The sequence below is a fragment of the Nannocystis sp. RBIL2 genome, assembly GCF_026626745.1.
GTDB lineage: Bacteria > Myxococcota_A > Polyangia > Nannocystales > Nannocystaceae > Nannocystis.
On sequence record NZ_JAPNJW010000001.1, the window covers coordinates 4,919,512 to 4,942,027 of the forward strand.

Here is a 22,516-nt window from a genome sequence, read left to right on the forward strand (position 1 = left end):
CGGGCCGGGGGCGGGGCGGCGCGCAGCATGAGCGACGTGGGACGCCCGAATGGATCTCGGCCTTGTTTGGCCGCATCCGAGGCCCTTTCGCGCCATGCGCGCCCGGCGCAGGAAGTTCTCGCAACCCGCGCTCGCGGCGGCGGGTCCGCGTCGACGCCGGCTGCGCGGCGGCGGTCATCACAATGGGTCGGTGCATGCGCAATGGATAGAGGACGCGCCGATCGGGGATCGTAGCGAGCGCGTCACTTGGCAGTCACGGTCGACGGCTTGCGCTGGCTCATCTGCAGGATGCAGTACTTGAGCGCGTCGCGGAGCTTGGCGAACACCGCCACGCGGGCGAGGTCGACGCCGAGCGCGACGATCGTCTGCGCGATCGTGGGATGGATGCCGGTCAGGATGCCCTCGGCGCCGAGCAGGCGGATGGCCTGGATCATGCCGATCAGGTGGCCGGCGGTGCCGGTGTCGACGACCTCGACGCCGGTGAGGTCGAGGATCGCGTAGCGGGCCCGCGTGCGGGCCACCGACGTCAGCAGGTTGTCCATGATCTCGGCGGTGCGGACGCTGTCGACGAGGCCGACGATCGGCAGCGTCAGCACGCCGTCCCACACCTCGATGATCGGCGTCGACAGCTCGCGGATCACCTCTTGCTGGCGCTCGATCAGCTCGAGCTTGGTGCGCAGCTCGATCTCCCCGCGGCGCGCCTCCGTGACGTCGAGCGTGATGCCGACCACCGCCGCGTCGGCCGCGTTCTCTTGCATGGGGATGTACCAGGTCTGCCAGTGCATCCCGTGGACCTCGCTCGGCAGCGCCGAGATCGGCTCGCCGTGCAGGGCCCGCGTCACGCCGGCGAGGTCGCCACCGTCGCGGTAGACGTCGAAGATGTTCTGGCCGACGAAGTGGTGCGGCGTCATCCCGGCAGTGCGCACGCCCTTGCCGTCCTGATAAAGAAACGTGCCCTTGCGATCGATCGCCCACAAAGCGATGTCGAGGTACTCCTTGATCGCCTGCAGCATCGCCGACTCGAGCAGCGAGCGTCGCTCGACGATGATGCGGGACGTCGCGTCGTGGCCGTAGAGCGTCGCGCCGCGCGGCTTGCCGTCGCCGCCCCTGTCGACCTGCCACCACGACTCGAACAGCATCGGCTGATCCGCCGCGCCGCGGAGCTCCCAGACGCGCGAATCCGCGCCGCTCTCGAACAGCGACGTCCACCTGTCCGCGGTCCCGTGCAGCGGCAGCACCTCGTCGAGCCCGCGCCCGAGCGCCGCCGCCTGCGGGGTCTTGAAAGTCTGTTCCGCCCGCCGATTCCAGCCGGACACGCGAAGCGCCGGGTCGACATCGATGACGACGAGGGGCGCGTCCTGCAGCAAGGTCCGTTCGTCCACGCTTCCGTTGTACCGTGTCCGCGGACAGCTGTCCGTATCCACTTGTGCGGACCTTGCGTGCGGCTTCGCCCCGGCGCCCTGCCCGCGCGATCGCGGCGATCAGGCCTTGTGAGCGGCGAGAAGCGTGTGTTTGAGGGCGTCGCGCAGCTTGGCGTACACGGCGACGTGGGACAGGTCGACTCCGAGCGCGACGATCGTCTGGGCGATCGTCGGGTGGATGCCGGTCAAGATCCCTTCCGCCCCGAGCAGACGGATCGCCTGGATCACCTTGATCAGGTGGCTGGCCGTGCCCGTGTCGACGACCTCGACGCCGGTGAGGTCGAGGATCGCGTAGCGGGCCCGCGTCTGCGTGACCGCCTGCAGCAGGCTGTCCATGATCTCGGCGGTGCGGGCGGTGTCGATGAGGCCGACGATCGGCATCGTCAGCACGCCGTCCCACACCTCGATGATCGGCGTGGCGAGCACGCGGATCACCTCTTGCTGGCGCTCGATCAGCTCGAGCTTGCTGCGCATCTCGTGCTCGATCCGCTTGGCCTCGGTGACGTCGAGCGTCACCCCGACCAGCCGCGGCTCGCCCGGCTTGCCCGCGATCGGGATGTAGTACGTGTCGAGGAACCTCCCGTGGCTCTCCGCCGCGGGCGTGCGCGCCGGCTCGCCCGCCAGCGCCCGCTCGATCAGCGGGTTGTTGCCGACGTCCTTGTAGAGCTCGAGCATGTTGAGGCCGACGAACTGGTGCGGCGCGATGCCCATGTCGCGGATCGCCTTGCCGTCCTGGTACAGGAACACCCCGCGCTCGTCGATCGCCCACACCGCGATGTCGAGGTTGTCCTTGATCGCCTGCAGCATCGTCGCCTCGACCGCCGCCACTCGCTCGGCCGCCACGCGCGCGCCGACGTCGTGGCCGAACAGCCGCGCGCCGAGCGTCTCGCCGTCGCCGTCGCGGAGCACCTGCGACCACGCCTCGATCGACCAGCTCGCGTCGGCGCGGCGGATCGTCAGCACCCGCGGCGAGCCGTCGCCCTCGTCGAGCAGCGCGCTCCACTCACCGTCGCTCAGCGGCAGCAGCTCGGCCAGCGGCCGGCCGACGGCCGCCGTCGCGTCTGTCCCGAAGGCCAGCTCGGCGCGGCGGTTCCAGGCGGTGACGACCAGCCGGGGGTCGACCTCGATCACGATCAGGGGTGCGCCCTGCAGCTTGCTGGCTTCGCTCACGACACACTGTTTATCGCAATGTGAGGTCGGCTGTCCGCGCCCGCGTTCGCCGTCCCCGGCGCGCTCCCGCGCGCGATCGGCAAGCTGTCCTTTCAGCCATGTCATTGCGTCCGCGACGGGTGCGATCACTCGCGCGCAACCTCGATCGCGGCCGGCAAATCCTCTAAGGTGCGGCATGCCTCGCGTTCGACCGCAGCTCGGGCTCGTGTTCGCGCTCCTCGTGCCGCAGCTCGCCCGCGCCGACCAGTTCAGGCCACCGGAGGACAAGAGCGCGGTCGAGGTTTCGATCACGATCGAAAACCTCGACGCGCACCCGGGGTATCTGTTCGTCCTGTGGCCCGACGCCTGCCTTGTCGACTCCGACGACCTTGCCACGTACACCGTGCTGAATTCGGACGACGACGACGGCCGCACCGACTTCGTCGACTATTATGGCAGCTGCCACACGCAGCGGCTGTTCGCCTTCCCGAGCGACGCCTACACCGCCGTCGACGGTGTCCTGACCGAGAACGGGCTGCGCCAGCTCGGTGACGATTCGCCGAGCGACCCACGCGTGTTGGTGGAGAAGATCGAGGCCGAACAGCGATGGTGGGTGCCGTACGAGGTCAACATCGAGGGCATCGAGGACGTGTACCGCGTCGGCATCGAAAGCGGCGTCCTGACGCTCACCCCCACCCGCGTCCGCTTCGACCTCGGCAATGGACACATCTTCGACCGCGCCTTTTATAAAGGTCGTCGTCCGCGGCTCCCGCGAGAGGAGGACATCCGGCGGCTGGTGCCGCAGGACCCCGCGGCGCCGGCCCCCGCGAGCGACGAGGCACCGGCCGAGGCGAAGCCCGAGCCGACCCTGGCCGCCGCGGCGGAGGCGAAGGCCGAACCGGCACCCCCGCCGTCACCCCCGGCCCCGACATCGACCTCGGCGCCCCCGTCGTCACCGACCCCGGCGCCCGCGAGCGACAAACCTGCCGGGGAGATCTCCGCCACCCCATGGCCGCCGCCGCCGCTGCTCTACGGCGGCGCGTGCCTGCTGGTCGCAGTCGCGGCCGGCGTCGCCCTGCGCCGCCGCCGCTAGGCGTTTCATAAGCTGTCCCATTGGACATGCTCCTCCGAGCATTCCCTTTCGGACATGTCCCAAAAGCACTGCCGGCTCAACCGAGCCGCTCGACGCGGAAGCGGCACACCGGGTCGCCGCAGGCGATGCACGTCTCCTCGACCGCGTGGAACGTGCCGAACCGCTCGGACAGCGGCCCGCTGCCGTAGATGAGGGCGAAGATCCCCGCGGCCGCGCCCTTGTGGCCGTGGCATTGCGGCGCGCTCGTCGACCCCAGGTACGCGAGGGCGCCGAGCGCCTCGTAGCCGTTGACCGACTCGACGATCATCCACTGACCCGGCTCGAGCCCGGCGATGTGCCACTGACCGAAGCCGAGCGCGTTACAGAAAGTCATCGCCGCGAACAGCGGGTCGTCGGGGCCGCGCACCATCGGCGTCACCAGCCCCTCCCACTCGGGCGAGCTCATCACCCCGCGATACGTGTTGAGCGCGCAATACTCGGCCTCGGCCGCCAATAGTCGCTCCGCGGTCGCCCCGCGGCCGACCCGCCGCATCTCCGCCAGGAACCCGATACACACGCGATTGTAAAAATCGGCCGGCATGCACGCGAGGTACACCCCGAACGCCGGGATGAGCCCGTCCTCGCCGCCCGCCACCGGCATCGCCACCAGCGCGTCGACGATCGCCTGCTCGTCGATCGCCGGCGAGCGCAACCACTCGCCGCGCTCGCGCGGGCGGAACACCAGCGGCTGCTTGGTGTTGCGCGCCACCGGCTCCGTCCGCCCGCGCTCGACCGTGAAGCGGCACGCCGGCGCGCCCTGGGCCATGCACTCGACCTCGCGCACGTACACCTGTTCGCCCGTGACCGCGTGCACGGCCCCCTGCAGGTAGCCCTCGGCGAAGCTGCAGACCCTCCGCTCCGGCCGCCCGAGCCCGGCGAACCAGCCCTCGACGAAGTGCGACGCGGTCGCAGTGACCACCCCCTCGGCCACGCGCGACAGGTCGAGCCGGCCGAACCCGAGGTGCGCATAGAGGCGCTCGGCCACGGCCCAGCGGACCGCGACGCTGTCCTCGGCGCGCAGGGCCAGCTCGACGTGCTCGGCGAACACGCACTCGGCGGCGCCGACGATCAGCTGCTTGCCGTCGACGAGGTCGGCCGACTCCACGGTCCGCTGCAGCCGCGCGTTGTAGTGATGGCAGTGCAGCAGGACGTCCTTGCCGGCGATCGCCCGCCGACCGCTCGCCGCGTCGTAGCGCAGGACCAGCCGCTCCGCGAGGGAAGAGATCTCCATAACCATAAGTCCCCTGGCCGGCATTGTGCCACGTATGCGCCGGCGCTGCGCTGTCGCGCCGACACGACCCCTCGTACAATTGCGGGCATGGGCCGCGTCTTCATCCTTGGTTACGGCGTCGTCACCTACATCGTCGTCCTCGCGGTGTTCACCTACTTCGCAGGCTTCGTCGCCGGCGTGTGTGTGCCGAAAGCCATCGACGACGGCCCGGTGGGTCCGTGGGGCCGCGCGCTGGTGATCGACCTGGCGCTGCTCGCCGGCTTCGCCCTGCAGCACAGCGTCATGGCCAGACCATGGTTCAAGCGCCTATGGACAGTGTTCGTCCCTGAATCCGCCGAGCGCTCGACCTACGTCCTGCTGGCGTCGCTGCAGCTCGCGCTGACGATGTGGGCCTGGCATCCGCTGCCGACGCCGATCTGGCAGCTCGGCGACGGCCTCGTCGCCGGCATCGTGCATTGCCTGGCCGCGAGCGGTTGGGGGCTCGTGTTGGTGTCCACTTTCGCCGTCGATCACTTCCACCTGTTCGGCCTGCGCCAGGTCGTCGACCACTGGCTGGGTCGTCCGGTGCACGAGCCGGAGTTCCGCGTCCGCGGTCCCTATCGCCTGGTCCGTCACCCGCTCATGTTGGGGTTTCTGATCGCCTTCTGGGCCGCGCCGACGATGAGCGTCGGCCACCTCGTGTTCGCGCTGGCGATGACGCTCTACATCCTCGTCGCGCTCGAGCTCGAGGAGCGCGACCTCCGCGCCCAGCACGGCGGGCACTACGAGGGCTACAGGGCCCAGATCCCGCGCCTGAACCCGTTCGCGCGCCGCTGAGCCACTTGCGCCGCGCGTCGGCGTTGGCCCAAACTCGCCGGCCTGGAGCCCCGCATGCACCTCACCGGCTTGATGATGCACTCACCCCTGCTGATCTCCGGCCTCATCCGCCACGCCGCGCGGGTCCACGCCGACCAGACGATGGTGTCGCGCACCGTCGAGGGCCCGATTCATCGCACCACCTGGGGCGAGCTCGAGCAGCGGGCGCGCCGGCTCGCCGAGGCGCTGCAGGGCCTCGGCGTCGGCCCCGGCGACCGCGTCGCCACCCTGGCGTGGAACGGCTTCCGCCACGTCGAGACCTACTTCGCGGTGTCCGGCATCGGCGCGGTGTGCCACACCCTCAACCCGCGCCTGTTCTTCGACCAGCTGGTCTACATCCTGGGCCACGCCGAGGACGTCGTCCTGCTGACCGACCTCACCTTCGTCCCCCTGGTGGAGAAGCTGGTCCCGCGCTGCCCCAACCTGCGCGCGGTGGTCGTCATGACCGACCGCGAGCACATGCCCCAAACGACATTGCCGAACGCACATGTCTATGAGGACATCCTCGCGGCCCAGCCCGGCGCGCTGGAGTGGCCCGCGTTCCCGGAGGATACGGCGTCGTCGCTGTGCTACACCAGCGGCACCACCGGCGAGCCCAAGGGCGTGCTCTACAGCCACCGGTCGACCGTGCTGCACTCGTTCGGCATCTCCCTGCCCGACGTGTTCCGCCTGAGCGAGCGCGAGACGGTGCTGCCGGTGGTGCCGATGTTCCACGTCAACGCCTGGGGTCTGCCCTACGCGGCCGCGCTGACCGGCACGCGCCTGGTGATGCCCGGCCCGCGGCTCGACGGCGAGAGCCTCTACGCCCTGTTCGAGGACGAGGGCGTGACCATGAGCGCCGGCGTGCCGACGGTGTGGATGGGCCTGCTCGCGCACATGAAGCAGCACGGCAAGCGCTTCACCACCCTGAAGCGCGTCGTCATCGGCGGCTCGGCCGCGCCCGAGGCGATGATCCGCAGCTTCCAGGACGACTACGGCGTCGAGGTCCTGCACGCGTGGGGCATGACCGAGACCAGCCCGCTCGGGACCGCGTGCGGCCTGAGCCCCGCGATCCGCACCTGGCCCAAAGACCAGCAGATCGCCGTGCAGCGCAAGCAGGGCCGGCAGGTGTTCGGCGTCGAGCTGCGGATCGTCGGCGACGACGGCCGGCCGCTGGCGCACGACGGCGTGGCCGCGGGCGACCTGCAGATCCGCGGCCCCTGGGTGTGCAGCGCCTACTACAAGGCCGAGTCGACCGCGCACGCGGACGGCTGGTTCAGCACCGGCGACGTCGCCACCATCGACCCGGCCGGCTACATGCAGATCACCGACCGCTCGAAGGACGTCATCAAGTCCGGCGGCGAGTGGATCTCGTCGATCGCGCTCGAGAACCTCGCGGTCGGCGTGCCGGGCGTGGCCGAGGCGGCGGTGATCGGCGTCGCTCACCCGCGCTGGGCCGAGCGGCCGCTGCTCGTCCTGGTCAAGCAGCCCGGCGCCGACGTCGACCCCGCGGCCGTGCTCGCGCACCTCGCCGAGAGCGTCCCGCGGTGGTGGCTGCCGGACGCCGTCGAATTCGTCGACGCCCTGCCGCACACCGCCACCGGCAAGATCTCCAAGCTGCAGCTACGCGAGCAGTTCAAGGACTACCGGCTCGCCGCCGACGCGGCGCAGCGCTGACCTTCGATCGTGCGTCGCGCGGGCCGGGCCGCGCCGCGCCGGGAGCATCAGCCCCATGCCCCGCCGAGCGGCGCGCCCTGGCCCGCGCGACGCACGGTCGCGGGCGCGCTCACGCGCGGGCGCGGGCCAGCTGCGGCGCCGCGTGCTCGCTGGCGACCGGGCGCGCGTTCGGGTTCAGCACCCCGGCGAAGCTGTCGCGGTAGGCCCACGCGAGGTAGACCTCGAGGCCGACGATAAACGCCAGCATCCCGTAGCCGCCTGGCTCGAGGGCCAGGTGGAAGGCGACGATGTTGACGATCACCGGCGCCAGGAGGACCAACGCCAGCGGCACCAGGCGGCCCGACAGCAGCAGCGCGCCGCCGACCACCTCGGTGCCCTTGATCAGCGGGAACATGTAGCCGCTGGCCGCCAGCGCCCCGAGGAACTCGCCGGCGCGACCCGGGTGCGGCGGCATCGGCAGGAAGTTCAGGAAGCCGTTGAGCCCGAACACGAGGAACAGGAGGCCGAGGAGGGAGCGAGCGACGGTGGGGAGCAGGCGGGACATGGAGCCGAGCTTAGGGCTTGCCGCGGAGCCGACCAGATGGGATAGTCACAACTCATCGTTGCTCCCATGACAACAATCGATCCGGTCAAGGTCGCCGCCTTCGTGCGCGTGGTCGAGGCAGAGAGCTTCACCGCCGCGGCCCAGCTGCTGGGCCTGCCCAAGTCCTCGGTCAGCCGCAGCGTCTCGCGCCTCGAGGAGGACCTCGGCGTGCGGCTGCTGCAGCGTACCACGCGGCGCCTGCACCTCACGGACGCCGGCAGCGCGTTCTATCAAAAGGCGCGCGGGGCCCTGTCCGCGCTCGAGGAGGCCGCGCTGACCGCCGCCGACCACGGGCACGAGCCGCGCGGCACGGTGCGCATCACCGCGCCGGTCGACCTCGGCGAGTTCCTGGCCGAGCCGCTGACGCGGTTCGTCCGCGAGTACCCGCAGATCCAGGTCGACCTGGTGCTGACCGCGCGGATCGTCGACATGGTGCGCGAGGGCTTCGACCTGGCCCTTCGGGCATCTCGCCTGAAGGACTCGAGCCTGATCGCGAAGAAGCTCGGCAGCTTCGCCGACGGCCTGTACGCCGCGCCGGCCTACCTCAAGCGCCGCGGCACGCCGACGAGCCTGGCCGAACTGGCCGAGCACGAGTGCGTGCTGTTCCGCGCCCGCGGCGGGCGCAGCACCTGGACCCTGCGCGGGCCGAAGGGCGAGGAGCACGTCGAGGTGGTCGGCTCGATCAACGCCGACGACCTGACGTTCGTCGTCCACGCCGCCGAGGCCGGGGCGGGCGTGGCCTACCTGCCGCACGTACTCGCGGCCCGACCGGTGGCCGCCAAGCGCCTCGTGCGGGTCCTGCCCGAGCACTGCTGGACCCACGCCGACCTGTCCCTGGTCCTGCCGTCCGGCCGCCACGTGCCCACCCGCGTGGCGCTGCTGCGCGACTTCCTGGCCGAGTCGCTCAAGTCGACCTTCGGCGCGCACCGCAACATGAAGTCGTGACGCGCCGACTGCCATGATTGCGGCCCGCGCCGAGACTGTCACAGGGTCTTCGAGACAGGTCCGGCCGCGCCTCCCTTGCGCGCGTCGGCCATCGCGCGGATGCAGTGCGCGAGCGCCTCGCGCAGCCTCGCGCGCACGGTCAGCCCCTTCGTCTCGAGGTCGAGGTCCACGATCGTCCGGGCGATGTTGGGGTGGATGCCGGTGACCACGCTCTCGGAGCCGAGCAGGCGGACGGCGCCGACCAGGTCGAGGAGGTGGCCGGCGGTGCCGGTGTCGACCTCCTCGACGCCGGTGAGGTCGAGGATGGCGAAGCGGGCGCGGGTCTTGGCCACCGCCTGCAGCAGGCTGTCCATCAGCTCGGCCGCGCGGCCGCTGTCGATCATGCCGATGATCGGCACGGTCAGCACCCGGTCCCACACCTCGATGATCGGCGTCGACAGCTGACGGATCATCTGCTGTTGTTGCTCGATCTGCAGCAGCTTCTCGCGCAGCGCCTTCTCGCCCTCGCGCTGCTCCGTCACGTTGAGCGACAGCGCCACGATCATCTCGATCGCCCCGTCGTCGTCGCGCACCGGGATCATCCAGTTTTCAAAGCTCGCCCCGTGCACCTCGGTCGAGGTGTGTTGCAGCGTCCCGGCCAGGGCGGCGTCGAGCGGCTCCGGCCCGAGGTTTTTGTAGAGCTCCCGGATGTTCTGGCCGACCAGCGCGTGCTGCGGCATGCCGATGCTCCCGAGCCCCTTGCCCCGGTGGTATGTACATAGGCCGTCGTGCTGCATCGTCCACACGATGATGTTCATGTTCTCGATGATCGCCCGCAGCATCGCGCCCTCGAGGCGGAGCGTCGTGTCGCGGTCGACCCTGTCGCTGATGTCCTGGCCGTAGCAGGCGACGGAGACCACCTCGCCGGCCGCGTCGCGCTCGACCTGGCAGGTCCATTCGCAGGTGACCTGGACCCCGTCCTGGCGCGCGTGCACGGCCATCCGCGGGCCTTCCTCGGCCAGGCCGGCCCAGAACTCGCCCTCGGTCGGCAGCAGCTGCTCGATCGCGGCCCCGAGCGCCTCGGCGGCCGGCACCGCGAACACGCGGGCGGCGGCGTCGTTCCACACGGTGATTCGCCGCTGGGCGTCGAGCTCGACGGCGATGAACGGCGCACCACGCAGAAGTCGGGCCTCCCGCGCCTCGGCGGCGGGATCGGAGGGGCTTGCCATTTCATGAGTCAAACACGCGCGCGCGCCAGCTGTCCACGCGGAAAACCCTGTGCGGACGCCGTCCCGCCCGCCTGGCGCGCTCGCGCGCGGGGTCAGGTCAATCATACGACCTGGAATGCGTGGACCGGCGCGTACCCGCCCGCGACTATGTACATTCTCCCATCTCCCGCCGCCTGACGGCCAAATGTAAAGAGCGCGCGGTCCGGGACCGCGCGCTCGCTACATCACCGAAGTCGGCTTCGCCTACTCGGTCGGGCGCTTGGTGGGCTGGGCGTCGGCGTCGAGGACGACGACCCCGCCGGCGCCGAACAGCTTCTCGGTGGCGATCGCGTCGAGGTCGCCGAGCACCTTGCTCGCGTCACCGACGACGAGGACGACGAAGTCCTTGGCGCGCAGGTGCTTCTCGGCGGCCTTGCGCACGGCGGCGATGTCGACCGCGCGCAGGCGCTTCTGATAGCCGTCGTACCAGTCGAGCGGCAGGCCGTAGAACTTGAGGCCTCGGAACGCCATCAGGGTCGCCGACGGCGTGTCGAACTCCGCGGGCAGGGCCAGGAGGGCGCCTTCCTGCACGCGGAACAGCTCGTCGGGCTTGGCGTCCGTGGTGCGCATGGTCGCGATCTCCTTCGAGATCTCGCGCAGCGACGGGCCGGTCGCGTCGGTGCGGACCTGGCTGCTGGCGACGAACGTGCTGCCGGGGCGGCGGTAGCCGAAGCCGGCGCGGCCGCCGTAGGTGTAGCCCTTGTCCTCGCGCAGGTTCATGTTGATCCGGCTGGAGAACGAGCCGCCGAGGATCTCCGCCATCAGGTCGGTCGCCTCGTAGTCGGTCGCGTTGCGCTTGGGCCCCGCGTGGCCGACGTACACCGACGACTGCGGCGCGTCCTTGACGTGGACGAAGAACACCGAGCCGAGCCGCGGCTTGGCGGCCGCGACGTTGACCTTGGCCGGCGCCTTGCCCTTCCACTCGGGCAGGCGCGACGCCAGCTCTTGCTTGATCTCGTCCTGGGAGATCTGGCCGACCACCCACAGGCGCGCGCCGCCGGGCTTCAGCTTGCCGACGACCTTGGTGCAGTCCTTGAGCTGGATGGCGTCGATCGTCTTGTCGGTCTCGATGCGGCCGTACGGGTGGTCGGCGCCCCACAGGAGCGGCCCGATCACGCGGCCGGCGATCGCGCCGGGGTTGCCCTTGGACTGCGCGATCGAGGCCTTGCGGCGGTCCTTGAGGCGCTCGAAGTCGATCTCGCGCAGGCCCGGCTCGCGCAGCATCTCGGCCAGCAGGTCGAGCGCGGCCGGCAGCTCGCGCTTGAGCGAGCGGACGTTGAGGTTCGACGTGTCGGAGCCGGCGCCGGCGGTGACGCTGACGGCGTGGTCGGCCTGCTTCTCCTCCCACGCGACCTTGTCGAGGTTCTTGGTGCCCTCGTCGAGCAGGTCGAGGCAGATCGAGTGGAGGCCGATCTGGTTCTTCGGGTCGCTGACGCCGCCGAAGTCGAACTCGAAGTTCATGTACACCGTCGGCAGCTTGTCGTTGCGGACGAGGTAGACCTCGAGGCCGTTGTCGAGCTTGAACGTCTCGACCTGCGGCAGCTTGAGCTCGGCGACCTGGCCCGGCGTCGGGCGGGTGGCGCGGAACGGCTCGTCGGGCCAATTGGCCGGCGGCGGCGCGGCCTCGGTGTCGCTCGGCGCGGTCGCGACCGGCGCCGTGGACGGCTGCTCGACGGGCTGCTGGGTGGCGGTCTTGGGCTTGCACGCGGCGACTGCGGCCGACAGTGCGAGGAGGCTCAGCGTAATCGTGGTCTTCATGTCAGCCCTCCTTCGCGGCGGCGGCTTCCGCCGGCTTTTCCGTGGCTGCGGGCTTCTTCGGCTTCGGCGCCGGCTTCTCGGTCCCGGCGGCGTCGGCCGGCTTGTCGCCGGCGGGCTTCTTCTTCGCCGCGGCGTCGGTCCCGGCGGCGTCGGCCGGCTTGTCGCCGGCGGGCTTCTTCTTGGCCGCAGCGGCGTCGCTGGCCTCGGGGGCGGGCTTCTTCGCGCCTGTCCCTTCGGGCTTGGCCGAAGCGCCAGGTCCCTTGGGACCTGTCCCTTCGGGCGGGCCGGCGGGGGCCGCCGGCTTGGTGAGGATCTCGGCGTGCGGCTTGACCAGCCACTGGTTGGCGACCTCGCGCACGCGCTGCGGCGTGACCGCGCGCAGGCGCTGGAGGTACGTGTTGGCGTAGCCGGGGTCGCGGGCGTAGTGGTTGAAGTACTGCAGGCGCTCGACGCGGCCCATCACGTCCTCGAGGCCCCACACGAACGACGACTCGGTGCCGACGACCACGCGGCGCAGCTCGGCGTCAGTGACCGGCTCGCGGAGGATCTTCTCGAGCTCGCGGCGGATCGTCAGCTCGGCCTTGACCGGGTCCTGACCGGGCTTGAGGTCGACGATCACGTGGAACGTGCCCGAGTGGCCGGCGCCGCCCTGGTAGGCCGAGACCGACTGCGCGCTCTTGTCCTCGAGCACCAGCGCCTTGTAGAGGCGACCCCAGCCCGTCGAGCCGAGCACGTCGGCCAGCACCTCGAGCTCGATGTCACCGCCGCCGAGGCGGGGCGGGCTGTGCCAGGCGTAGTGGATGCGGTAGAGGCGGGCGAACGGGTCGTCGAGCTCGCGGCGGACCGTCTGCGTCAGCGCCGGCGCGCCGATCTGCTGGTGGCTCGGCTGCGGCAGCGTCGGGAAGCTGCCGAACCACTTCTGGACCAGCGCCTTGGCCTGCTCCGGCTCGAAGTCGCCGGCGATCGTCAGGGTCGCGTTGCTCGGCACGTACCACTTGCGGAAGAAGCCCTGCACGTCGGCGACGCTGGCGACCTCGAGGTCCTCGTGGCGGCCGATCGTCAGATAACGATACGGGTGGCCTTCGGGGTACAGCGCCTCGGCGACGGCGAAGCGCTCGCGGCCGTAGGGCACGTTGTCGTAGCGCTGGCGCCGCTCGTTGCGGACCACGTCGCGCTGGTTGGCGAGGCTCTTCTCGTCGAGCAGGTCGAGCATGTAGCCCATGCGATCCGACTCGAGCCACAGCGCCGTCTCGAGCTGGTGGGTGGGCACCACCTCGAAGTAATTGGTGCGATCCGAATTGGTGGTACCGTTGATTCCGGTGCCGCCGATCTCTTGCAGGATCTTGAAGTGGACGTCGTTGCCGATGTGCTTCGCGCCCTGGAACATCATGTGTTCGAACAGGTGAGCAAAGCCGCTCTTGCCGGGCGTCTCGTCGCCGCTGCCGACGTGATACCAGAGGTTCGTGACGACCAGCGGCGCGGCCGAGTCGCGGTGCAAGATCACCTCGAGGCCGTTGGGCAGGACGTAGCGTTCGTAGGGGATGTCGACCCCTGGCGAGTCCGCGGCGGGCTTCGCAGGCGCCGCCTGGACGGGAGCCGCCGCGCTCAGAAGCAGCGCGAGTGGCAAGAGCAGGTGCCGTGTGGCCATTGTTTCTCCTCGATAAGCCTTTTCGCGCATTGCCCGGCCGTCCGCAAGAGCAAACGCGGCCCATGGGCGGCGCGCCCGCGGCGACTTCCCTCGCGCCGCGGCTGCGAAACCACCGCGAGGCCGCGTCGGCGCGGGCCCGAGTCCGCGGCCACGCTTCGCGGCCGGGGCGGCCTGTTCGCCATTCGTACGTTGTTACGCCGGCGGGTCGGACTCGGGCGGCGGGTCCGTGCGTAGTGGCGGCCAGCCATGCGCCGTCGTTCCCTGCTCGCCGCCGCCTGCACCGCCCTCCTGCCCGCGCGCTCGCATGCGCGGCCGCCCGAGATCGACGTCGCGGCCAGCAACGCGGAGTTGTTCGCGCGCCTTCGCGCTCCCGGCGCGCCGCTGCGGGACTGGCAGTGGATCGTCGTGCATCACACCGCGGCCGAGTGGGCCACGCTCGAGGGCATCGACCGCTACCACCGCAAGCGCTTCGGCGACCCGCTCGGGGCCGAGTATCACTTCGTGATCAACAACGGCAAGAAGCGCGCGGCGGGGCTCGTCGAGGCCGCGCGCTGGCGCTATCAGGAGCTCGCCGCCCACCTCTTCAAGCCCGAGAACGCCCCGGCCTCGATCGCCATCTGCCTGATCGGCGACTTCGAGGAGCGGCCGCTGCCCGCGGCGATGCTCGACGCCCTCGTCGACCTCACGGCCGCCCTCATGCGCGAGTGCTCGATCCCCGGAGAGCGCGTCAGCACCCACCGCGTCGTCGACGACAAGCTCACGCAGTGCCCCGGCAAGCACTTCCCGCGGGCCGAGTACCTCCGCCGGATCGGCGCGGGGACATGACTCTTCGGACAGGTATCGACCATTCGTCGATCGCCGCGTGATACAATCCGCGGCGATGCTCGCGTCGCTCCGCACCACCATCGCCCGCACCACCGATCGCGCCGCCATTCGTATGACCGGCGGGGCGCGGCGGCCCGGGGAGCCGCCGATCGTCCGCCCGCGCCTGCCCTTCCTCGGCCACGCGCTCGAGATGGGGCGCGACCTGACCGCCCTGCTGCGCGAGTGCCAGCGCGAGCACGGCGACGTCTTCACCCTGCTGGTGGCCGGCCAGCGCATGCACTTCGTGTGCGACCCGCTCAGCTACCCGCAGGTGCTCAAGGCCCAGGACAACCTGACCTTCCACGAGATCGGCCAGGAGATCGGCACGCGCGCGTTCGGCTACTTCTCGCCGCCGGCCGGCCCCGAGCTCGACGAGCTCGAGCGCTATTATCACGACCACCTCAAGAACGCCGCGCTCGCGCCGCTGACGGCGCGCATGGAGGAGCGCCTGCGCGTCGCCTTCGACCGCTTCACCGGCGACGACTGGCAGGACGAAGGGCTGTTCGACTTCAGCGCCCGGGTGATCTTCGCCGCCGGCATGGAGACCCTGTACGGCGAGGGCATCGCCGACGACGCCGCGGTGCGCGACTTCCAGCGCACCGATCGATGGTTCCCGCTGCTCGCCGCGGGCGTCCCTGCGGGCGCGTTCCCCGGGCTGCTCCGCGCGCGCGAGCGGCTGCTCGCCCGCGTCGACCGCATGCGCCCCGACGCCAGCGCCTTCATCCGCGCGCGCGACCTCCTGCTGGCGAAGATGACCACCCCGCGCAATCGCCAGCACCTGCAGGCCGCGATCGTGTGGGCCTCGCAGGCCAACACCCTGCCGGCGGCCTTCTGGTCGCTGGCGCACCTGTTGTGCGACCCGCCGGGTCGGGCCGCGATCGTCGCGGAGGTCGAGGAGCGCGGCTTCGGCGACTTCAAGCGCCTGCCCCGGCTGTTCAGCAGCATCTGCGAGTCGCTGCGGCTGTGCAGCGAATCGCTGACGATCCGCCTGGTCCACCGCGACTGCGAGCTCGCCCTGGCCGATGGCCGCACGGTCGCGCTGCGGGCCGGCGACCGGGTCGCGCTGTGCCCCCAGTTGATGCACCGCGATCCGGAGATCTTCCCCGACCCGGAGCGCTTCCGCTTCGACCGCTTCCTGTCCGAGGGCGGCGGCCCGCGGCAGTTCAGCAAGGGCGGCCAGCGCGTGCCGATCCCGCTGATGCCCTACGGCGGCGGCGTCAGCATGTGCCCCGGCCGCTTCCTCGCCAACAACGAGGTCATGCTGTTCGCCGGCCTCGCCCTCACCCGACTCGACATCGAGCTGCTGGAGCCGAGCCTGCCGCCGCTCGACAAGACCCGCGCCGGCCTCGGCGTCCTGTCCCCGACCCGCGAATTGCGCTGCCGGATCCGCCGCAAGCCGCGGGCTTGAAATCACCGAGCTGGCCTTTCAGACATCTCGTATTTGCACGAACAACGAATGGACATGGTCCGAAGGCCATGTCCATCGATTCGCGGCTCACGAGGCCGGCGCAGCGGCCACGGCCTTGGGCGGCGGGGTGGCCTCGACGCGGGCGACCTGGGCGCAGTTGAGCTCGCAGGTCGCCTGGTCGGTCGCGCGCACGCCCTTGCCGGTGTGGCAGAGCTTGACGCACGACGACAGCTTGGTGAGCACCTCGGGCGGCGGCGAGAAGTCCGCCTGGTCCGCCATGGTGTTGCACGAGTTGGCGCAGGACTCGCCGTCCTGGCTGCCGTTGCAGCTGCCGAGGCACGAGGTGATGCGGGCGATCGCGTCGTTCTCGGTCGGCTCGGCGGTGCCGCGGGCCTCGGCGCCGTACGCGGTGTCACAGTTGAGCCGGCAGGTCTTGCGGTCGGTCGCCGCGTGGATGTCGTCACACGAGGTCAGACACTCCGACAGGGTGGCGAAGGTGCCGACGCCGCTGGCAGACGCGACCGCCGGCGCGGTCTTCGGCGCGACCACGGTCGGCCCGGTGGCGGAGCGCTCCTTGGGAGCCGCCGAGGCGACGGCGATCTCCTTCTTGAGCATGTCTTGCTGGTCGCAGCCGACGGCGAGCGCGAGGACGAAGAGGACTTTGAAGGCGTGATTCATGACGACTGTTCCTTTCCAAGCCGTCCATCGACGGGGGTGCTGAAACCCTGTGCGAGGCGGCGGCCGTCGACCCGTGGCAGCCTGCAGCCCCGCGGCCGGCGAGGAATCGCGCGTCTCTGAATGATCACACCAGAGCCACCGCGCAAATTGCGCTTTCGGCGATTATCCCACGATCCCGCGAATCACAGCAGATCGTGCGCCTCGCCGCCCGCGGCCGAGCCCGCCGCGGCGCCGCGATGGCGCAGTTGCTCGTACATCGATCACAGCACCTGACCTTTACACCATGTCATCATTGGCAGCGAGGCGACCTGGACCGGGCGCGCGGATCCATCCGCGCGCGCAAGAACGGCGCGCCGCGTACGCCTCGGCACTCGGGGACCTGTGCGCCGGCTTGACCGGCCACGGAGCCGCCGGGAAGATCGGCGCATGATACGCGCGATCATCGGGGGTTTGGCGGTGCTCTGGCTCGGGGGATGCAGCGGCGGCGAGGCGCTCGACACTGGCAACACCAACGCGTTCACGACCGCCCCGCCGACCATGTCGATGGCGAGCACGGACGGGAACACCAGCACCGGCGCGCCGACGACCGAGAGCCTGCCGACCTCGACCGGTGAGAGCGGCAGCGACAGCGAAGCGACCACGAGCACGACCGACGCCACCACTGACGCCACTGCCACCGCGACCGCCACCGCCACTGCCACCGCGACGATGGGTACGACCGGCGAGCCGGACCCGGTGTGCGGCAACGGCGTCATCGAGACGGGCGAGGCCTGCGACGACGGCAACCAGATCGACACCGACGCCTGTCGCAACAGCTGCGTCGCCGCGGCCTGCGGCGACGGCGTGGTCCAGATGGGCGCAGAGGCCTGCGACGACGGCAACCAGGTCGACGACGACGCCTGCAGCAACACGTGCAAGGCGGGCGCCTGCGGCGACGGCGTGGTCCAGATGGGCGAGGCCTGCGACGACGGCAACGTCGTCAACGAGGACGCGTGCCTCAACACCTGCGCGGTCGCCAAGTGCGGCGACAGCGTCGTGCAAGCCGGCGTCGAGGTGTGCGACGGCGGCGGCGAGACCCCGCAGTGCAACGGTGACTGCACCGCGGCCGCTTGCGGCGACGGCAAGGTCAATCCGACCGCCGGCGAGCAGTGCGACGCCGGCGGCCAGACCGCGCAGTGCGACGACGACTGCACCACCGCGGCCTGCGGCGACGGCAAGATCAACCCCGCCGCCGGCGAGGACTGTGACGACGGCAACGTCAACGCCAACGACGGCTGCTCACCCGCGTGCAAGATCGAGGTGCTCGCGCAGAAGTGCCAGCAGGGCAACGACCCCGGCACCGGCGCCCCGTGGGTCGTGTGCGACGCCAACGCCAACTGGGCCTGGGTCTCCGCCAACAACATGGGCAGCTACCACCACGAGCTGATCTGCCAGAACCTCGGCTACGCCGGCGTCGGCCAGATCGGCGGCACCTGCGGCAACGTGTGCGGCTACTGCGAGGGCGGCACCAGCTGTCAATCCAACGGCCAGCAGGTGTTCGACGGCGGCGGCGCCTGCGGCCAGGACGGCCTCGGGCCCCTGCTCTGCGTCACGGTCCACTGGACTTGCGTGAAGTAGCGCCACCTGTCTTCGCGGACATCTTGCTGCGCAGGTCGATCAGCGCCGAGCGCAGGCCCTCCTCCACCACCGGGTGGTAGAACGGCAGGCGCAGCACCTGGTCGACCGTCAGCTCGCTCTGGATCGCCCACGCCAGGAGGTGCGCCAGGTGCTCGCCCGCCGGCGCCACCAGCTCGGCGCCGAGCAGCGCGCCGGTGGCGTCCGCCCCGTACACGCGCAGCAGCCCGTGGTTCTTGGCCATCACCCGCGCCCGGCCCTGGTCGCCGAAGTCGACCTGGCCGATCGAGCAGGTCGACAGGTCGAGCGAGTCGAACCGGCGGCCGACAAACGCCACCTGGGGGTCCGTGAACACGATCGACAGCGGCGCGCGGCGCTCGCCCGGCAGCACCTCCGGGAACGTCGCCGCGTTGCGCCCGGCGATCTGGCCGTCGTCGATCGCCTCGTGCAGCAGCGGCCGCAGCCCCGCGGCGTCGCCGGCGATGAACACCGGCGCCTCGCCGCACTGCAGCGTGGTCTTGTCGAACTCGCGCGGCCGGCCCTTGTCGTCGAGCTCGACCCCCGCGCGCTCCAGCTCGAGGCCGGAGAGCCGCGGCGCGCGGCCGGTCGCCGCCAGCACCAAAGGCCATGTCCCTTCGGACACCTCGCCGTCCTCGCCGCGGAACCTGACCCACACCTCGTCCCCGCGCTCCTCGGCCGCCTCGAGGTTCGAGCGCGTGTGCAGCGTCATCTCGCGCGCCAGCGCCGACTTGGCCGCCGCCAGCACCGCGGGGTCGCGGATCGCCGCGACCTTGCCGTCGGCGCACAGCAGCGTCACGCGCGATCCCAGGCGCGCCAGCGCCTGCCCGAGCTCGACCCCGATCGGCCCCGCGCCGACCACCAGCAGGCGCTCGGGGATCGCCTCGAGCTCGAACACCTTGTCGGAGTCGATCACCCGCGACGACTCGAGCCGCGCCAGGATCGGCGGCAATCGCACGGCCGAGCCGACCGCGACCACCACGGCCCGGCGCGCAGTCACCCGCAGGTCGTCGCCGACCGCGAGCACGTTCGGCGCGACGAAGCGAGCTCGACCGTCGATGAGCAGCCCGCGCTCGCTGAGCGCCTTCGCGTCCTTCAGCTGGAAGCCGACGAAGCGGTCGCGCTCGCGGCGGACGCGGCCCATCACCTCGCCGGGGACCACGCGCGGCTCGCCGGCGTGGACGCCGAAGTGCCTGGCCTCGCGGACCGCGTGCGCCGCCTCCGCGGCCGCGATCAGCAGCTTCGAGGGCATGCAGCCGACGCGCGCGCAGGTGGTCCCGAGCGGCCCCGGATCGATCGCCACCGCGTGCGCCCCGGCCTTCTCGGCCGCCCGCCGGGCGTTGAGCCCCGCCGTCCCCGCGCCGATCACCGCGACATCGACCGTCTGCTCGCGCATGCGGGAACTATAGCCAAGACTGGCGGCGCGGCGCGCCTGTGCGGATCCGCGCCCGCCGTCAGCCCGCGGACGCCCTGCGGCCGGCGGCGCGCCTGACCTTTTCGACCTGCGTCTTCGGACCTGTCTCTTGCAGCAGGTCCGCGAGCGGGCAGACCCCGAGCGCCGCCAGGTCGGCCGCGGCGGCGTCGGCCCAGCCGCTGTTGGCGATCGGCGACGCCGGGCTCGGGTGGAGGATCTTGCCGATCTTGGCCCGCGCGCCGACGACCTTCTGCGCCCGCTTCTCGGCCCACGCGCCGATACCGATCACCCACGCAGGCTCGAGCAGCTCGACCAGGCGCAGCAGGTGGCGGTCGCAGGCGGCCTCGAGCGGGGCGCGCTGGTCGGCGGGCAGCTTGTCGGGGGTGAAGTTCTTGCCGCTGGCCTCGATGAAGGTGAGCGGGCAGTAGTTGGCGACGTAGTGGCGGTTGAAGAACCGCTCGGCGGCGCCCCAGCGCTGGGCCACCGCGCCCCACAGGCGCGAGCCGCTGACCTCGGCGCGCGTGCACGCGAACCCTTGCACCGGCCGCTCCGGGTGCTCGCGCGCCGGTCGCGACACCGGCGCCTCGAGCTTCAGGAAGTCGCGCACCGCCTTGACCTCGCCGAACGGCACCCCCGTCTGCGTCATCCCGAACGGCCCGGGGTTCATGCCGAGGAACACCACGTCCTTGCGCCCGCGCCCGTAAGCGGCGATGTACGCGGCGTGGGGCGCCCACGCGTAGTCGAGCGGGTGATACACGTGCGTGATCGGCTCGGAGAACGCGAGGCTCCGGACCTCGTCCGCGAGACGTCTGGCTGCAGCCTGCAGCTCGGCGGCGATCGTCGTCATGACAGGGCCGCCATACGCCGAAACGGCGCGCCGCAGCAAGGCCCGGGCATTCGCCGTTTTTGTATGCTCGCTCGCAAGAGTTTCACTGCTGCGAACGTCGCGCGAATCGTCCGCGTGCGTCGCTCCTTGCAGAGGCAACGAAAACGGCGCCGGCGGGCCATGCCTCGCCGCTTCGCGGCCGACGCGCTCGGCCGCTTCTACTGCGCGCGAGAGGCCGCCCGGGCGCGCAAGATCTCCGCCAGCGCCCCCGCCATGTCGCGCGTCGCCGCCAGCGCCGTCGACTCGAGCCCCAGAGTCACCATCGCCCCCGCCACCGCAGGTTGCAGGCCGCAGACGATGCAGCGCGCCCCGAGCAGCCGGGTCGCACGGGCCAGCGCGACCACGTGCGCGGCGGTGCGGGCGTCACCGGTGGCCACGCCGGTGACGTCGAGGATCACGAAGCGGGCGCGGGTGGCAGTGACCTCCTCGAGGGTGCGCGAGGAGATCGCCGCGGCGCGCGCCTCGTCGACCACGCCGACGATCGGCAGCGCCAGCACGCCCGGCCACACGCGCAGGATCGGCGTCGACAATTGCGTCACCAGCTCGCGCAGGCGGACGATCAGCTGGTGGTTGTCCGCCTCGCTGCGGCGCAGCTTCTCGTTGCCGAGCTCGAGCGCGCGCGCGCGTTCGGCCTCGGCCGCGCGGGCCTGCTCGAGCTCGGCGGTGAGGCGGTCGAGCTCCTCGTTCTTCTGGCGGATGACCTCCATCGCCAGCGCGTGCTGCTGGAAGCTGGCCAGCGCCCGCGTCGCCTTGCGCGCGGCCGCCTCCTTCTCTCGCCGCAGCGCCGCGACCTCGGCGCGCAGGGCCTCGAGCTCGTATGGGAGTTCCGCGCTCATGACGAGGCGCGCGGGTCGGAGTCGCCGAAGGCCAGCGCCGTGAGCGTCGTGTTGATGGCGAAGCCGCGGAACAGCTCGAAGCAGACGTTCATGCCCGCGGGCGTCGGCGCCGCGGTGAACGCCTGCGACAGGCGGTCGACGATCCCGTGGCTGTGCGCGGTCCACATGCGGCCGCCGCAGTGGAACAGCAGCGTCGCCGTCGGCGAGCGGACGCGGCGGGGCAGCTCGACGGTGAAGAACTCGTGGGTCGACTGGACCATGTCGACGCGGCGCATCAGCTCGAGCTCGGCGCCCTCGTCGAGCATGTTGGCGAACAGGATCGAGCCGTCGGGCAGCGGCTTCCACGGCGAGCGGAGGAAGATCTCCCGGCCCACGCGGACGCCGGTGGGGCGCTCGGAGAAGCCGCGGGGCCGGCCGAATTCGAGCTCGTCGACGCTCACCCCGAGCAGCTCCGCGTAGCGCCGGGCCGCCGGCTGGCCGTCGATCTCGAGCGCGCGGGTGCACGAATCGTCGACCTTCGTGATTGTCAGCGTCTGCCCCGTCGGCTCGTACCAATGCGAGCGGAGGGCCGCCCACGGCGCGTCGGTGCGGAACAGTGCGACCAGCGCCGCGTCGGTGGCGACCTCGCCGTCGACGTGGACGTGCGTCTGGGCGGCCGACGGGTCGAAGATCGTATTGCTGGCACCGCCGCCGACCAGGACCAGGTCCGGGTTGCGATCCAGCATTCCGATCAGCAGCTCTTCCTTCTTGTAGCGAAAGCCGTCGTCGATCACGAGGCCGACGCAGCGCTCGGTGTCGAGGTCTTCCGGCGGCGTGCCGAGCTCGGCGCAGGCCTGGGCCATCGCCGCCGCCCCTGCCTCGACCGGCGCCTCGCTCAGGTGCTGGCCGAGCCCGAGGCCGACCTCGAAGTCGCCCGCCAGCCCGGCGAGGACCACGCTGCCGGTGTGCAGCCCCTCGTGATCGATCTCCCCCGCCGTCGTCGCCCCGATGAGCCGCGTCGTCGCCGGCAAGCGGGCCCGCACCGCCGCATTGAGCGCCCGCTGGTCGCGGTCGCTCGACGCGAACATCACCGCCAGGCGGGGCGGCGCCCCGAGCCCACGGACCAGCGCTTCGGCGGCCGCCCGAGGGTCCGTGGCCTGGCTCCGCGCGGTCGTCATCACGATCGATGCCATG

19 protein-coding genes are annotated in these 22,516 nt (G+C 71.3%); 7 read left to right on the plus strand and 12 right to left on the minus strand.

All coding sequences use genetic code 11. The features are described from left to right. Window positions 1–242: 242 nt before the first annotated feature. Both OV090_RS50760 and OV090_RS19470 read right to left on the minus strand, forming a co-directional pair. Window positions 243–1,382, minus strand: coding sequence for an STAS domain-containing protein (locus tag OV090_RS50760; RefSeq protein ID WP_267705322.1), 1,140 nt, complete (start codon window positions 1,380–1,382; stop codon window positions 243–245). Between the two features lie 99 nt (window positions 1,383–1,481). After that, the gene (locus tag OV090_RS19470) at window positions 1,482–2,591 is read right to left on the minus strand and encodes an STAS domain-containing protein (protein ID WP_267705323.1); all 1,110 of its coding nucleotides are present in this window, start codon (window positions 2,589–2,591) and stop codon (window positions 1,482–1,484) included. Between the two features lie 175 nt (window positions 2,592–2,766). Here OV090_RS19470 and OV090_RS19475 point away from each other — a divergent pair, with 175 nt between their 5' ends. Then, window positions 2,767–3,663 (plus strand): hypothetical protein, encoded by an 897-nt coding sequence (locus OV090_RS19475; protein ID WP_267705324.1) that lies wholly within the window; start codon window positions 2,767–2,769, stop codon window positions 3,661–3,663. Window positions 3,664–3,739: 76 nt separating this feature from the next. Here OV090_RS19475 and OV090_RS19480 read toward each other — a convergent pair whose 3' ends face one another. Then, entirely contained in the window at window positions 3,740–4,933 is a 1,194-nt protein-coding gene (locus tag OV090_RS19480) for a 4-vinyl reductase (RefSeq protein ID WP_267705325.1), read from the minus strand. A gap of 87 nt (window positions 4,934–5,020) precedes the next feature. Here OV090_RS19480 and mddA point away from each other — a divergent pair, with 87 nt between their 5' ends. After that, window positions 5,021–5,749 (plus strand): methanethiol S-methyltransferase, encoded by a 729-nt coding sequence (gene mddA / locus OV090_RS19485; protein WP_267705326.1) that lies wholly within the window; start codon window positions 5,021–5,023, stop codon window positions 5,747–5,749. Window positions 5,750–5,803: 54 nt separating this feature from the next. Further along, a complete protein-coding gene (locus OV090_RS19490; RefSeq protein WP_267705327.1) occupies window positions 5,804–7,444 on the plus strand; it encodes a 3-(methylthio)propionyl-CoA ligase in 1,641 nt (546 codons plus the stop codon). Between the two features lie 109 nt (window positions 7,445–7,553). On the opposite strand, the gene OV090_RS19495 is transcribed toward OV090_RS19490, so the two are convergent. Beyond that, window positions 7,554–7,988 carry a DoxX family protein gene (locus OV090_RS19495; protein ID WP_267705328.1) on the minus strand — a complete coding sequence of 145 codons (435 nt, stop codon included), beginning with the start codon at window positions 7,986–7,988 and terminating at the stop codon, window positions 7,554–7,556. Window positions 7,989–8,054: 66 nt separating this feature from the next. Between OV090_RS19495 and OV090_RS19500 the strand changes: the two genes are divergently transcribed. Continuing rightward, on the plus strand, window positions 8,055–8,972 hold the full coding sequence (locus OV090_RS19500; RefSeq protein ID WP_267705329.1) for a LysR family transcriptional regulator: 918 nt from the start codon (window positions 8,055–8,057) through the stop codon (window positions 8,970–8,972). 38 nt (window positions 8,973–9,010) lie between these two features. Here the strand turns inward: OV090_RS19500 and OV090_RS19505 are convergent, their stop codons facing one another. The 3 genes from OV090_RS19505 to OV090_RS19515 all read right to left on the minus strand — a co-directional run bounded on the left by OV090_RS19505 (window position 9,011) and on the right by OV090_RS19515 (window position 13,625). After that, window positions 9,011–10,180, minus strand: coding sequence for an STAS domain-containing protein (locus OV090_RS19505; protein WP_267705330.1), 1,170 nt, complete (start codon window positions 10,178–10,180; stop codon window positions 9,011–9,013). 243 nt (window positions 10,181–10,423) lie between these two features. Next, complete coding sequence (locus OV090_RS19510) at window positions 10,424–11,977, minus strand: pitrilysin family protein (RefSeq protein ID WP_267705331.1); 1,554 nt, start codon at window positions 11,975–11,977, stop codon at window positions 10,424–10,426. Between the two features lies 1 nt (window position 11,978). Continuing rightward, entirely contained in the window at window positions 11,979–13,625 is a 1,647-nt protein-coding gene (locus OV090_RS19515; protein ID WP_267705332.1) for a pitrilysin family protein, read from the minus strand. Between the two features lie 246 nt (window positions 13,626–13,871). Here OV090_RS19515 and OV090_RS19520 point away from each other — a divergent pair, with 246 nt between their 5' ends. Together OV090_RS19520 and OV090_RS19525 are read left to right on the plus strand one after the other, a co-directional pair. Next, window positions 13,872–14,450 (plus strand): peptidoglycan recognition family protein, encoded by a 579-nt coding sequence (locus OV090_RS19520; protein ID WP_267705333.1) that lies wholly within the window; start codon window positions 13,872–13,874, stop codon window positions 14,448–14,450. 55 nt (window positions 14,451–14,505) lie between these two features. Next, window positions 14,506–15,897 carry a cytochrome P450 gene (locus OV090_RS19525; RefSeq protein WP_267705334.1) on the plus strand — a complete coding sequence of 464 codons (1,392 nt, stop codon included), beginning with the start codon at window positions 14,506–14,508 and terminating at the stop codon, window positions 15,895–15,897. Between the two features lie 87 nt (window positions 15,898–15,984). Here the strand turns inward: OV090_RS19525 and OV090_RS19530 are convergent, their stop codons facing one another. Then, entirely contained in the window at window positions 15,985–16,575 is a 591-nt protein-coding gene (locus tag OV090_RS19530) for a hypothetical protein (RefSeq protein ID WP_267705335.1), read from the minus strand. Window positions 16,576–17,001: 426 nt separating this feature from the next. Between OV090_RS19530 and OV090_RS19535 the strand changes: the two genes are divergently transcribed. Further along, the gene (locus tag OV090_RS19535; protein WP_267705336.1) at window positions 17,002–18,192 is read left to right on the plus strand and encodes a DUF4215 domain-containing protein; all 1,191 of its coding nucleotides are present in this window, start codon (window positions 17,002–17,004) and stop codon (window positions 18,190–18,192) included. Here OV090_RS19535 and OV090_RS19540 read toward each other — a convergent pair. From OV090_RS19540 to OV090_RS19555, 4 genes are all read right to left on the minus strand, one after another. Then, on the minus strand, window positions 18,164–19,603 hold the full coding sequence (locus OV090_RS19540; protein ID WP_267705337.1) for a dihydrolipoyl dehydrogenase: 1,440 nt from the start codon (window positions 19,601–19,603) through the stop codon (window positions 18,164–18,166). The genes OV090_RS19535 and OV090_RS19540 overlap by 29 nt on opposite strands. A 58-nt stretch (window positions 19,604–19,661) precedes the next feature. Continuing rightward, on the minus strand, window positions 19,662–20,468 hold the full coding sequence (locus OV090_RS19545; RefSeq protein ID WP_267705338.1) for a uracil-DNA glycosylase family protein: 807 nt from the start codon (window positions 20,466–20,468) through the stop codon (window positions 19,662–19,664). A 197-nt stretch (window positions 20,469–20,665) separates the two neighbouring features. After that, the gene (locus tag OV090_RS19550) at window positions 20,666–21,343 is read right to left on the minus strand and encodes an STAS domain-containing protein (protein WP_267705340.1); all 678 of its coding nucleotides are present in this window, start codon (window positions 21,341–21,343) and stop codon (window positions 20,666–20,668) included. Then, complete coding sequence (locus OV090_RS19555; protein WP_267705342.1) at window positions 21,340–22,515, minus strand: FIST N-terminal domain-containing protein; 1,176 nt, start codon at window positions 22,513–22,515, stop codon at window positions 21,340–21,342. Before OV090_RS19555 ends, OV090_RS19550 begins: the two co-directional genes overlap by 4 nt. Window position 22,516 lies beyond the last annotated feature (1 nt).